Source organism: Rhodobacter capsulatus, assembly GCF_052363175.1.
Taxonomy (GTDB): domain Bacteria; phylum Pseudomonadota; class Alphaproteobacteria; order Rhodobacterales; family Rhodobacteraceae; genus Rhodobacter; species Rhodobacter capsulatus_D.
Genome location: NZ_CP198946.1, coordinates 714,417 through 727,332 on the forward strand (window position 1 = coordinate 714,417; position 12,916 = coordinate 727,332).

The window sequence follows — 12,916 nt, forward strand, 5'->3', positions numbered from 1 at the left end:
GGCTCATTCCACAAGCTGCATCCGGCACAGGTTGGCATAGGCGCCACCACGGGCGAGCAGATCGTCATGGCTGCCTTCCTCGACGACCTGGCCCTCGACGATCACCACGATCTTGTCGGCATTGCGCACGGTCGAGAGCCGGTGCGCGATCACCAGCGTCGTGCGGCCCTGCGACAGCTCGGTCAGCGCCTCGGCCACCTTCGCCTCGGAAGCGGTGTCGAGCGCCGATGTCGCCTCGTCCAGAAGCAGGATCGGCGCATCGCGCAGCACCGCCCGGGCGATGGCGACGCGCTGGCGCTGCCCGCCCGACAGCGCCGAGCCACGCGGCCCGGCGGGGGTATCAAGGCCAAGCGGCATCGCCTCGACGAACTCGCGCACATGCGCGACCTCGATCGCGCGGGCCAGCACCTCGGGCGAGACATCGGTGCGGCCGAGAAGAATGTTTTCGCGGATGGTCTCGTCGAACAGCGCGGCATCCTGCGTCACCATCGCGAAAAGGCTGCGCAGCACCGCGGGATCAAGCGCGGTGATCGGCACGCCGCCCAAGCTGATCGCCCCCGATTGCGCCTCGACCAGACGGGTGAGCAGGTTGAAGACGCTCGATTTGCCCGCCCCCGAGGGGCCGACGAGGGCGGTGGTCTTGCCCGCTTCCGCGGTGAAGGAAAGCCCGCGCAGCACCGGTTTCGCGCCATAGGACAGGCCGACCTGATCGAAGCGGATCAGGGTGGTTTCGGGCCGTGCGGCGGGGATGGCGGGGGGGCGTACGCCGGGCGCGATATCCAGCACCTCATAAAGCCGCTCGAGGCTCGCGCGCGCCGATTGCCAGGTGCCCGCCAGCCCGCCCAGACGGCGCAGCGGTTGGAAGGTCAGGGTCATGGCGGTGAAGAAGGACATGAACTCGCCCACCGTGCGCGCGCCCGAAGTGATTTCGGGGGCGGCCATCAGCAGCACGGCAAAGAAGCCAAGCCCGGTCATCACGTCGATCAGCGCGGGCACGATCGATTGCGAGAAGCTCATCTTCACCATCGCGCGGCGGATCCGGTTCACCAGCCCGGTGAACCGGCCGAGCTGATAGTCCTCCATCTGGTAGAGCTTGACCGCGGCGATGCCGTGAAACACCTCGTCGAGCCGTGTCGCGCGCTGGCCGGATTCGTTGCGCATCTGCTTCGTCTTGCGGCGAATGTAGCGCTGCGCCATTGCGGTGGGGGCAATCAGCAGCGGGGCCCCGATCAGCGCGGCCAGCGTCCAGCGCCAGTCGATCGCCAGCGCGACGACGAAGAGCGAGACAAGCGAAATCGCATCGCGCCCGGCCCCCGAGACGAAAACCGTCCAGACGCCTTGCACCGCCTGGGTGTCGCCCTGCACCCGGTCGATCAGCGCGCCCGGCGGGTTGGCCTGAAAGAAGCTCTGGTCGAGCCGCAGGATATGGCGGACGATGTCGATCTGCATCGCCGTCGAAGACCCCTGCGCCACCGTCGTCAGCAGCGTCTTTGACGCGACCGAGGTGATCGCGCGGACCACAAACAGCCCGAGGATTGCAGTGCCGACCCACATCACTGCACCGCTCTGGCCCTGAGCGAAGACCCGGTCGAACAGCGGTTCGATCATCCAGCTGAGCAGGCCGAGCGTCGATCCCTCGACCATCAGAAGCAGCATCGCCACCGCCATCAGCGGCCATTGCTTGCGCAGATAGTCGCGCCAGACCCGCGCGAAGATGCGCTGCGAGGAGGGGGCGGAGGGGGAAGAACTGGTCACGCGGTCCTCGATCTTTGCCTGCGGCATTGCGGTTCGATAGCGTGAAAGCCGGGGCGTCACAAGCTGCGCCCGGCTTTGTGACGGTTACAAGCCCGGCCGTTGACCCAGGGGATGCGCTTCGCTACCCCGGTCCGGTGCAATCGGAGAGACCGTATGAGCCTTGCCCAGGGACGTTCCTATCTTGCCATTCCCGGCCCCTCGGTGATGCCTGACCGGGTGCTGAATGCGATGCACCGTGCGGCGCCGAACATCTACGAAGGCGATCTGATCGATCTGACCGCGCAGGTGATGGCCGATCTGCGCCGCGTCGCGATGAGTTCGGGGCATGTGGCGATCTATCTGGCGAACGGGCACGGCGCCTGGGAGGCGGCGATCTCGAACCTGTTTTCGCGCGGCGACACGGCGCTCTCGCTGATCACCGGGCGCTTTGGCGTCGGTTGGGCGCATCATGCCCGCGCGCTGGGGGTGACGGTCGAGACGATCGATTTCGGGATCAAGGCGCCGGTCGATCCGGCCCGGGTCGAGGCGGCGCTGCGTGCCGATACCGGGCGCAAGATCAAGGTCGTGCTGCTGACGCATGTCGACACGGCGTCCTCGGTGCTCAACGATGTGGCGGCGGTGCGGGCGGCGATCGATGCCGCGGGCCATCCGGCGCTTCTGGCCGTCGATTGCATCGCCTCGCTTGGCTGCGATGAGTTCCGCTTCGACGACTGGGGCGTCGATGTGATGGTGGCCGCGAGCCAGAAGGGGCTGATGGTGCCGCCGGGCCTTGGCATCGTCTGGATCTCCGACAAGGCGGTCGCGGCCTGCAAGGGCGCCGATCTGGTCACGCCCTATTGGGATTGGACGGCGCGGATCTTCGCGCAGGAATACTGGCAGCAATTCGGCGGCACGGCGCCGACGCATCACATCTTCGGCCTGTCGGAATCGCTGAAGATGATCCTTGACGAGGAAGGCCTGCCGCAGGTCTGGGCGCGGCACCGCACGCTCGCCCGCACCGTGGCGGCCGCTTTCGAGGCTTGGGGGCAGGGTGGTGATATCCGGCTGAATGTGCCCGTTGCGGCGCATCGCTCGGGCGCGGTGACGGCGGCGCGGATCGGGCAGGGCGGGGCCGAGCGCCTGCGCAGCTGGTGCGAAACGCAAGCGGGGGTCACGCTCGGCATCGGCCTTGGCATGGCCGCACCCGGCACGCCCGAGGCGGGGGATTTCCTGCGCGTGGCCCACATGGGCCATGTGAACGCGCATATGACCCTTGGGGCGCTCGCGGTGATGGAGGCCGGGCTGCAGGCGCTGGCCATTCCGCATGGCACCGGCGGCATTCAGGCCGCGGCGGCGGTCATCGCCGGGGCCTGAGCCTTACTTCGGCGCGTGGGTTTCAAGCCATTTCTGCATCCAGTCGATCTCTGCCGTCTGTGCCGAGATCACGTTTTGCGCCAGCTTCCGCACCTCGGGATCGGAGCCGTTTTCCAGCACGATCTTTGCCATGTCGATGGCGCCCTGATGGTGGCCGATCATGCCGCGCACGAAGTCCACATCGGCGTCGCCGGTAAAGTCGATCGCCATCGCCTGATGCATCTTGGCATTGGCGGCGATGTAGGCGGTGGTCGAGGGAGCGGCATCGGCGGTGGCGGCTTCGGTGCTCATCATATGGCCGGAATGCCCCTCCATCGCCTGTTCGGCATGGGCGGTGACGGCGATGGGCAGTGCCAGCGCAAGGCCAAGCGCGGTGACGACAAGAAAACGGGGAATGCTATGCTTGTTCATGGGCGCCTCCTGAAGCGGAATGCCCTACAGTCGGACAGAATCCCGGCCCGCGCAATTCAAGGCTGCGCGCATTTGCGTGAGTGTCAACGCGCCCGGGCGCGGGCCAGCGCACCGGGCAGGGCCGCGGCCAGCGCCACCATCTCGGGCTCGGGCCCGCAGGAGATGCGGATGCAGCGGTCCATTGGCGGCACCGCCGGTTTGCGCACGAAAATGTCGGCTGCGGTCAGTTCCTCCAGCACGGCGCGGGCGAAGGTCGCGTCGGCACCGCAATCGACGGCGACGAAATTCGTGGCCGAGGGCAGGGCGGTCAGATCGTTCTCTGCCGCAATCGCCGTGATCCGATCGCGCGAGGCGACGACAAGGCGGCGCATATAGACCTGCCAAGTGGTGTCGGAAAGTGCGGCCAAGGCCCCCGCCTGCGAAATCCGGCTGATGCCGAAATGGTTGCGGATCTTGTCGAAAGCCGCAATCAGCGGCGCGGCCCCCAGCGCATAGCCCACCCGTGCTCCCGCCAGCCCATGCGCCTTGGAAAAGGTGCGCATCCGGATCACCCGGGGATCGTCGGCGGCAATCGGTGCCGCGGTGCCCTCGGGGGCAAGCTCGACATAGGCTTCGTCAAGCACCATCAGCGTGCCCTCGGGCAGATGATCGAGCATCGCGGCGATGACCGTGCCCGGATGGTGGCTCGCCATCGGATTGTCGGGGTTGGCGATATAAAGCAGCTTCGGCCGGACTTGATGGGCCAGCGCCAGAAGCGCCTCCGGGTCTTCGGCGTCGTTGCGGTAGGGCGCCTTGTGCAGAACGCCGCCAAAGCCCGCGACATGGAAGTTGAAGGTCGGATAGGCCCCGTCCGAGGTCACGACCGCATCGCCCGGTTCCAGAACCATCCGGCACAGACACCCCAGAAGCCCGTCGATCCCCTCGCCCACGGTGACATTCTCGGGGCCGCAACTATGCGCGCGGGCCAGCGCCGCCTTCAGATCGTGATTTTCGGGGTCGCCATACATCCAGGCCTCGCCCGCCGCCGCCGCCATCGCGGCAATCGCGCGGGGGCTTGGCCCGAAGCCGTTTTCATTCGCGCCAAGCCGCGCCCGAAACGGGCGGTTGCGGGCGCGCTCCTGCGTTTCGGGGCCGACGAAGGGCACGGTGGCGGGCAGGCTGGCGACAAGGGGGGTGAGGCGCGTTTGGGTCATGCGACATGGCTAGGGGCTTTGCGGCGATGCGTCCAGCCTGTTTCGCAGCGTCATGCAGGCGCGGGCGCGCGGGATGTGGTTTCATTCTGCAAACCGGCGCAAACGGGAGGAATGCGATGGAACGGGTGACGTTGCAACGGGTCGAGGGTGTGGCAGTGGTGACGCTGAACCGCCCCGACAAGATGAATGCGGTCGATTTCCCGATGATCGACGAGGTGATCGCGGTGGCCGAGCAACTGGCCGCCGAGCCGGGCCTGCGCGCCGTGGTGCTGCGCGGTGAAGGCCGGGCCTTTTGTGCTGGCCTCGATGTGGCGAATTTCTCGGCCTTGGCGCTTGGCGATCCCGAGGCGCTGATCGCACCGCGCAGTCACGGGGCCGCCAATCGGTTCCAGCAGTTTTCGCTGGCTTGGCGGGCGCTGCCGGTGCCGGTGATTGCGGCGTTGCACGGGGTGGCCTTCGGCGCCGGGCTGCAACTCGCCGCCGGGGCCGATATCCGCATCGCTGCGCGCGGCACAAGGCTTGCGGTGATGGAGATGAAATGGGGTCTGGTCCCCGACATGGGAGGCATGGTGACCCTGCCCGAGCTGCTGCGCGCCGATGTGCTGCGGCGGATGACCTACACGGCCGAGGAAATCCCCGCGGAAGAGGCGCTGCGGTTGGGGCTGGTCACCGAACTGGCCGAGGATCCGCTGGTCCGGGCACTTGATCTGGCGCGTGCGATTGCCGGGCGCTCGCCCAGTGCCATTCGGGCGGCGAAACGGCTGGTCAGCGCCGCCTATGCCGCGCCTGCGGCAGAGGTGCTGGCGCTTGAAAGCCGCGAGCAGATCGACCTGATCGGCAGGCCCGATCAGATGGAGGTGATCGCCGCCAACATGGCGGGCCGGGCGCCGAAATTCGGCTGATCAGATCGAGAGTTTCTTGAAGATCGGCTCGGGGATGTGACAGATCACCCGCATGATCAGGAACCAGATCTTCGCCGTGTAGATCTCGTTGCGGCGTTTCGCGATGCCTTGCAGGATATCTTCGGCCACGGCCTCGGGCGTCGTCATGAAGGGCAGCTTCATCCCCGCGGTCATCCGGGTTTCCACGGGGCCCGGTTTCACCGTCATCACATGCACGCCCTTCCGCCCAAGCCGGTTGCGCAGGCCGGAAAGATAGGTCGCAAAAGCCGCCTTCGCCGCGCCGTAGACATAGTTGCCAACGCGCCCCCGGTCGCCCGCGACCGAGCCGACACCGACGACGACGCCCGTGCCCCGCGCTTCCAGAACCGGGGCAAGCAGGCTCAGGAAGGTTGCAGGTCCGGTGAAATTGTCGGCAATGACCCCGGCAATCAGACCGGGGTCCGCATCAATCGCCGCCTGATCCGGCATCGAGCCAACGAAAGAGGCCGCGTTCAGCACGCCCTCGCAAGCGGCCAGCCGGGCCACGAGCGCCGGATAGCCGGAGGCATCGCGGGCATCGAACGCCACGACCTCGGCCGAAGCCGCGCCCCGCAGACGCAGATCCTGCGCCAGCACCTCAAGATCGGCGGCATTGCGACCGGCCAGAAACAGGCTTGCGCCCTCGCCCGCAAGGCGGCGCAGGAAGGAGCGGGCCATGTCGGATCCGGCGCCCAAAACAACCCAATGTTGCATGATCCAGTTCTGCATCTCAGGCATTCCTCAGGTTCAGCCGGCGCACAAGGTCGGTCTCATAGGCCCGGGCGGGATCGGCTTTCGCCACCTCCTGCTGCCAGGCTGGCAATTCGGGATACATGGCGCGGATACGCGCGCCCTCGGCCAGCGCATCCTTGGCGAAATAAAGCCGCCCGCCCGCTTCGGCGGTGTCTGCTTCCAAAGCGCGGATCAGATCACGCGCCGCGGCCCGGTTCGGAAAATCGACGGCAAGGGTGTAGCCCTCCATCGGGAAGGAGAGATACCCGGCCCTCCCCGGCCCCATCCGCTTGAGCACGGCAAGGGGCGAGGCCAGCCCCGAGGTTGCAATGCGGTCGAGCATCGCCCGCAGCGCGCCCGCTGCCCCCAGCGGCACGACGCATTGGAACTGATGAAAGCCGCGCTTGCCGTAAAGCCGGTTCCAGTCGAGGATCTTGTCGAGCGGAAAGAAGAAATCCGCCATCGGCCGCACCACCGTGCGCCCGGCCGCGGGCACACGGGCGTAATAGGCCGCGTTGAAGGCCCGCACGATCGGCGCCGAGAGCGCGAAATGCGGCGCATCCAGCGGCACTTTCGCCGGTTTGGCCCGTTTCTTCACCAGACCGCGGGCGACCTCGCCCTCTTCGACGATGCCGCGGCCAAGGCTGGCCCCGGTGGCGGTCGCATCGATCCAGCCCACCGTATAGGTCGCGGTCGAGCTGTCGAGAAGGCTCAGGTGATGGTCCCAGTCGCGGGCGCGCCGCTCGGTCACCAGCATCACCGTGCCCTTGCAGGGCGCCAGCCGCAGCTTCGCGCTGACGATGGCGCCGGTCTGTCCCAGCCCGCCGACGGTGGCGCGGAACAGGGGCGTGCCCGGCAGCACGGTGACAAGGGTGCCGTCCTGCCAGAGCGTGATCTCGGCCACATGCGCGCCGAAACTGCCCGCGTGATGGTGGTTCTTGCCGTGCACATCCTGCGCGATGCAGCCGCCCACCGTGGCAAAGCCGGTGCCCGGCATCACCGCAGGCAGGAAGCCGCGCGGCGCGAAGGCCTCGGCCACCTCGCCGATGCGGACCCCGGCTTCAAGCTCGAGAATGCCGGTCTCGGCGTCGAAGGCAAGGAAGCGGTCAAGCCCGCTCATGTCGATGGCGCGGCCACCGTGGTTCAGCGCCGCATCGCCATAGGATCTCCGCATGCCGAAGGCAGGGGCGGGATCAAGGGAGGCAAGCGCGCTGCTGCGATCGGGCCGGGCCACCGCGCCCGAGGCCCGCAGCGCCCGTCCCCAGCCCGCATAATCGGTGTGTTTGAAGGACATGATCGCCCCCTATGCCCCGGCCCGGACCGAGGCGCGCTCGGCCATCGGAAAGACCGCCAGACCGATGGCGATGGCAAACCAGAGCGTGGTGAGCCGGATCACCGCCGTCGCCGGAACCGAGATTTCCAGCGGCACGCCATCCAGCGACAGCAGCGCGACCATCGCCGCCTCGGCGCCGCCAAGCCCGCCGGGCGCGCCGGTCAGCCCGCCCGCGAGCGTCGAAAAGACAAAGATCGAGAGGGCCTTCCACAGGCCAATATCGGCGCCCATGAAGCCTAAAAGCAGGTGGAAGGCATAACCCTCGGCCAGCCAGCCGATGAACCCGAGCGCCAGCACCAGCGCGAGCGTCGGGCCGTGGCTGAAGCGCGAAAGCAGCCGCGCGGCGGCGCGGGCGCGGGCAAAGAGGCGCGGAAACCGGCCAAGAGCGCGGTAAAGCAGGGTGACAAGTGCCGACAGCAACCGCGGCCGCGTCGCGACGATGGCGGCGGCCAAGGCAAGCACGACCACCGGCACCGCCCCCGCGATTCCGCCCGAAGCCAGCGTCAGACCCAGCGCCAGCAAGAGCGCCATCACCGCCAGATCACCCGCCCGGTCCATCAGGGCCAGCGGCGCCGTGCGCTCGATCGCCCAGCCGGTCTCGCGCTTCAGCCAGCGCATCCGCACCAGCTCGCCCAGACGCCCGGGTGTCACCGACATGGCAAAGCCGCCCAGATAATGCCGCAGGTTCTGCGCCAGCCCGGTCGGCAGGCCGAGCCGCCGCGCCAGCCCGTGCCAGCGCAGGCTGCGCAGCAGGTAGTTCCCGGCCGACAGCGCCAGAAGCGCCGCCACCTGCCAAGGCTGCAACCGCGCCAGCTGTGCGCCGATCTCGGCCCAGCCGGTGGCCGATCCCACGCCCCAAAGCCCGAGCAGCGCAAGGCCGATCAGGGCGGGCACCATGATCCGCTCGCGCCAGGAGCGCGTTTCAAGGGGGGCAGAAAGGTCGGGTGTCTGGCTCATCATTCCCCGCGGCCTAATGGTTAATTGGGGCAGCAAGATGACGTTGTCGCGAAACAAGGGACAATATTAGGGAAAGGTTAAGGGGCGCTGCCCCTCGCGGCTTTGCCGCTCACCCCGGCGTATTTCGACCAAGAAAAAGACCCGCTGTTTTTTTCTTGGTGCAAATACGCCCTTCGCGCCGCAGGCGCAAAGCCCCGCCCGAAGGCGGGGCCTGACGTTTCAATCGACGATCGTTGCCTCGGTGGCCGCACGCAGCTCCGCCTCGGTCACGCCATCGGCCAGTTCGACGATCTTGAGGCCCCCCGGCACCACATCCAGAACCCCGAGGTTCGAGATGATCCGGTCCACCACCGCCTTGCCGGTGAGCGGCAGCGTGCAGGCATGCAGCACCTTCGACTCGCCCGCCTTGTTGGTGTGATCCATGACGACGACGACGCGCTTCACCCCGGCCACAAGGTCCATCGCGCCGCCCATGCCCTTGACGAGCTTGCCCGGAATCATCCAGTTCGCCAGATCGCCCGTTTCCGACACTTCCATCGCGCCCAAAATCGCCATGGCGATCTTGCCGCCGCGGATCATCCCGAAGCTGGTGGCAGAGTCGAAATAGGCGGTCTGCGGCAGTTCGGTGATCGTCTGCTTCCCCGCGTTGATCAGATCGGGGTCTTCCTCGCCCTCGTAAGGGAAGGGCCCCATGCCGAGCATGCCGTTTTCCGATTGCAGCGTCACCGAGACGCCCGCGGGGATGAAGTTCGGCACCAGCGTCGGGATCCCGATGCCGAGGTTCACATAAGTCCCGTCTTTCAGTTCCTTGGCGGCCCGTGCCGCCATCTGGTTGCGATCCCACATGGCTCAGGCCTCCCGCTTTCTGGTGGTGCGTTGCTCGATGCGCTTCTCGTGTTGGCCCTGAATGAGCCGGTGCACATAGATCCCGGGCAGGTGGATCGTGTCAGGGTCAAGGCTGCCCAGCGGCACGATTTCCTCGACCTCCATCACGCAGATCTTGCCACACATCGCGGCCGGCGGGTTGAAGTTGCGCGCGGTTTTCCGGAACACCGCATTGCCCGAGGGATCGGCCTTCCATGCCTTGACGAGCGACACATCGGCGACGATGGCGCGTTCAAGGATGTAGGTCTCGCCGTCGAATTCCTTGTGCTCCTTGCCCTCGGCGACGACGGTGCCGACGCCGGTCTTGGTGTAGAACCCGGGAATGCCGCAGCCGCCCGCGCGCATCCGTTCGGCCAAGGTGCCTTGCGGGTTGAATTCGAGTTCCAGCTCGCCCGACAGATACTGGCGCATGAATTCGGCGTTCTCGCCCACATAGGACGAGATCATCTTCTTGATCTGCTTGGTATCGAGCAGCTTGCCCAGGCCAAAGCCGTCGACGCCGCAGTTGTTCGAGGCGATGGTGATGTCCTTGACGCCGCTTTCAACGAGCGCATCGATCAGCATTTCGGGGATGCCGCAGAGGCCAAAGCCCCCCGCCGCCAGCATCATCCCGTCGGAGAGAAGCCCGTCAAGGGCCTCCTTCGCCGAGCCGTAGATCTTGTTCATGAAACCCTCCCGTTACCTTGCGCAAAGCTTCGCAAGGCCGAGGGGCCAAGTCAATTGCCGCGTTGCGGCGAGGGGTCAGTCCTCGACCACATCCTCGGCGGCCGCGGCCTTTTTCGGGGCGGCTTTCTTGGCGGCGGGCTTCTTTGCGGCCGTGGTTTTCGCGGTTGCCTTCTTCGCCGGGGCTTTCTTCTCGGCGGCGGGCTTGGCGGCCTTTTTCGGCGCCGCCTTCTTGCCGCCCTTCGAGGCCTTGGCCTCCAGCAGCGGCAGCGCCTCTTCCAGTGTCATCGCCTCGGGTTCGGTGCCCTTGAGCAGCGTCGCATTGACCTTGCCCCATTTCACATAGGGGCCGTAGCGGCCGGGCATCACCTGCACCACGCCGCCGTCCGGGTGTTCGCCCAGCTCTTTCAGCGGTTGCGCCGCAGCGGCCGAGCCACGGGCGCCGCCGCGGGCCAGTTTCTGCGCCAGCACCTCGACCGCGCGGTTCATGCCGATGGTGAAGACCTCCTCGACATCGGGCAGGTTCGCATAGGTGCTGTTGTGCTTCACATAGGGGCCAAAGCGGCCGATGCCTGCCTCGACCAGCGCGCCATCCTCGGGGTGGTTGCCCACTGGCCGCGGCAGGTTCAGCAGCTGCAGCGCGCGCTCCAGATCGATGCTTTCGGGCGACCAGCCCTTGGGCAGGCTGGCGCGCGGCGGTTTCGGAACCTCCTCGCTCGCCTCGCCCTTCTGGATGTAGGGGCCGAAGCGACCGACGCGCAGCGTGATCTGCTGGCCTTCGTCCTCGCCCAGCACCTTGCCGTCGAGCACGCCCACCTCGCCATCGGCGGGGGCGGAAAGCGGCCGGGTGTAGCGGCATTCCGGGTAATTGCCGCAGCCGATGAAAGCCCCGCCCGAGCGCGCGGTCTTCAGATGCAGCCGACCGGCCGAGCAGACCGGGCAGGAGCGCGGGTCCGAGCCATCGGCACGGGCCGGGTAAAGATGCGGGCCCAGAACCTCGTCGATCTTGTCGAGCACTTCGCCGATGCGCAGATCCGAGGTTTCCCCCAAAGCGGCCGAGAAATCGCGCCAGAACCGGGCCAGAACGTCCTTGTAGGGACGGTCGCCCGCGGAAATGTCGTCGAGTTCCGTTTCCAGATCGGCAGTGAAATCATATTCCACATAGCGGCGGAAGTAGTTCGACAGGAACGCGGTGACGAGCCGCCCGGTGTCCTCGGGGATCAGCCGGTTCTTGTCTTTCCGCACATAGCCGCGGTCGACGATCGTCGTCAGGATCGAGGCATAGGTGGACGGCCGCCCGATGCCGAGTTCCTCCATCCGCTTCACCAGGGTCGCCTCGGTGTAGCGCGGCGGCGGCTGGGTGAAATGCTGCTCGGGGGTGATCGCGCCCTTTTTCGCGGGCTCGCCCTGCATGATCTGCGGCAGACGGGCGCCATCGTCGCCCTCGTCATCGTCGCGGCCCTGATCGTAGATCTTCAGGAAGCCGTCAAAGGTCACCACCTGCCCGGTGGCGCGCAGCTCGACCTCGTTGTCCTTCGAGCCGACATCGACCGTCGTGCGCTCCATCACCGCGGCCGACATCTGGCTGGCGAGCGTGCGCTTCCAGATCAGGTCGTAAAGCTTCCACTGGTCATCGGCGAGCTTCAGCTTCTCGGGCGAGGCCGCCATGTCGGTGGGGCGAATGCATTCATGCGCTTCCTGCGCGTTCTTCGCCTTGTTCTTGTACATCCGCGGCGAGGAGGGAACGTAATTGTCGCCAAACCGGCGCTTGATCTCGTCGCGCGCGGCCATCACCGCCTCGGGCGCCATGTCGATGCCGTCGGTCCGCATGTAGGTGATGTGACCGGCTTCATAAAGCCGCTGCGCCGCCGACATGCAGGCCTTCGCCCCCATGCCGAACTTGCGGCTGGCTTCCTGCTGCAAGGTCGAGGTCATGAAGGGCGGATAGGGGTTGCGCGAGGCTGGCTTCGCCTCGACCGATTTCACGGTGAGATCGCGGCTGGTGACAGCTTGCACCGCCAGTTCGGCATCGGTCGCGGTGGTCAGATCGAACTTGTCGAGCTTCTTGCCGCCCAGCACCGTCAGCCGCGCGGTGAAGGTCTGGCCGCGCGGGGTGGTCAGCTCCGCCGTCACCGTCCAGTATTCGCGGGCGCGGAAGGCCTCGATCTCCATCTCGCGCTCGACGATGAGGCGCAGGCAGACCGACTGCACCCGACCGGCCGATTTCGCGCCCGGCAGCTTGCGCCACAGAACGGGGGACAGGTTGAACCCCACGAGGTAATCGAGCGCGCGACGGGCCAGGTAGGCATCGACCAAGGCTTGGTCGACCTCGCGCGGGGCTTTCATTGCCTCGGTGATCGCGGATTTGGTGATCGCGTTGAAGGTGACGCGGCTGACCTTCTTCTTCTTCAGCTTCGGCGCGAGCGCCTGCTGCAGGTGCCACGAAATCGCCTCGCCCTCGCGATCAGGGTCGGTTGCAAGGATCAGTTCGTCATCATTGGCCAAGGCCTCGGTGATGGCGCGGATATGCTTCTTGCTGTCCGCGGCCACTTCCCATTTCATCTCGAAATCGGCGTCGGGATCGACCGAACCATCCTTCGGCGGCAGATCGCGGACGTGACCGAAAGAGGCCAAAACGGTATAGTCGGAGCCGAGATACTTGTTGATCGTCTTGGCCTTGGCAGGGGATTCGACAACGACGACGGCCATGACTT

General features: G+C 66.7%; 11 protein-coding genes. 2 read left to right on the forward strand and 9 right to left on the reverse strand.

Annotation, left to right across the window (positions count from 1 at the left end; all coding sequences use genetic code 11):
- Positions 1-3: 3 nt before the first annotated feature.
- Positions 4-1,782, reverse strand: coding sequence for an ABC transporter ATP-binding protein (locus ACTTAI_RS04285; RefSeq protein ID WP_444454576.1), 1,779 nt, complete (start codon positions 1,780-1,782; stop codon positions 4-6).
- A gap of 126 nt (positions 1,783-1,908) precedes the next feature.
- On the opposite strand from ACTTAI_RS04285, the gene ACTTAI_RS04290 reads away from it, so the two are divergent.
- A complete protein-coding gene (locus ACTTAI_RS04290) occupies positions 1,909-3,108 on the forward strand; it encodes a pyridoxal-phosphate-dependent aminotransferase family protein (RefSeq protein ID WP_444454577.1) in 1,200 nt (399 codons plus the stop codon).
- Between the two features lie 3 nt (positions 3,109-3,111).
- On the opposite strand, the gene copM is transcribed toward ACTTAI_RS04290, so the two are convergent.
- Together copM and ACTTAI_RS04300 are read right to left on the reverse strand one after the other, a co-directional pair.
- Positions 3,112-3,519 carry a CopM family metallochaperone gene (gene copM / locus ACTTAI_RS04295; RefSeq protein WP_444454578.1) on the reverse strand — a complete coding sequence of 136 codons (408 nt, stop codon included), beginning with the start codon at positions 3,517-3,519 and terminating at the stop codon, positions 3,112-3,114.
- An 83-nt stretch (positions 3,520-3,602) separates the two neighbouring features.
- Complete coding sequence (locus tag ACTTAI_RS04300) at positions 3,603-4,712, reverse strand: pyridoxal phosphate-dependent aminotransferase (protein WP_444454579.1); 1,110 nt, start codon at positions 4,710-4,712, stop codon at positions 3,603-3,605.
- A gap of 116 nt (positions 4,713-4,828) precedes the next feature.
- On the opposite strand from ACTTAI_RS04300, the gene ACTTAI_RS04305 reads away from it, so the two are divergent.
- On the forward strand, positions 4,829-5,614 hold the full coding sequence (locus ACTTAI_RS04305) for a crotonase/enoyl-CoA hydratase family protein (RefSeq protein WP_444454580.1): 786 nt from the start codon (positions 4,829-4,831) through the stop codon (positions 5,612-5,614).
- Here the strand turns inward: ACTTAI_RS04305 and ACTTAI_RS04310 are convergent, their stop codons facing one another.
- The 6 genes from ACTTAI_RS04310 to topA all read right to left on the reverse strand — a co-directional run bounded on the left by ACTTAI_RS04310 (position 5,615) and on the right by topA (position 12,911).
- Positions 5,615-6,346 (reverse strand): SDR family oxidoreductase, encoded by a 732-nt coding sequence (locus tag ACTTAI_RS04310; RefSeq protein WP_444455693.1) that lies wholly within the window; start codon positions 6,344-6,346, stop codon positions 5,615-5,617.
- A gap of 16 nt (positions 6,347-6,362) precedes the next feature.
- Positions 6,363-7,658 (reverse strand): FAD-binding oxidoreductase, encoded by a 1,296-nt coding sequence (locus ACTTAI_RS04315; protein ID WP_444454581.1) that lies wholly within the window; start codon positions 7,656-7,658, stop codon positions 6,363-6,365.
- A gap of 9 nt (positions 7,659-7,667) precedes the next feature.
- Complete coding sequence (locus tag ACTTAI_RS04320; protein ID WP_444454582.1) at positions 7,668-8,654, reverse strand: lysylphosphatidylglycerol synthase transmembrane domain-containing protein; 987 nt, start codon at positions 8,652-8,654, stop codon at positions 7,668-7,670.
- A 219-nt stretch (positions 8,655-8,873) separates the two neighbouring features.
- Positions 8,874-9,500, reverse strand: coding sequence for a 3-oxoacid CoA-transferase subunit B (locus tag ACTTAI_RS04325; RefSeq protein WP_444454583.1), 627 nt, complete (start codon positions 9,498-9,500; stop codon positions 8,874-8,876).
- Positions 9,501-9,503: 3 nt separating this feature from the next.
- Positions 9,504-10,205 carry a CoA transferase subunit A gene (locus ACTTAI_RS04330; protein WP_444454584.1) on the reverse strand — a complete coding sequence of 234 codons (702 nt, stop codon included), beginning with the start codon at positions 10,203-10,205 and terminating at the stop codon, positions 9,504-9,506.
- A 75-nt stretch (positions 10,206-10,280) separates the two neighbouring features.
- Entirely contained in the window at positions 10,281-12,911 is a 2,631-nt protein-coding gene (gene topA, locus ACTTAI_RS04335) for a type I DNA topoisomerase (RefSeq protein ID WP_444454585.1), read from the reverse strand.
- Positions 12,912-12,916: the final 5 nt, after the last annotated feature.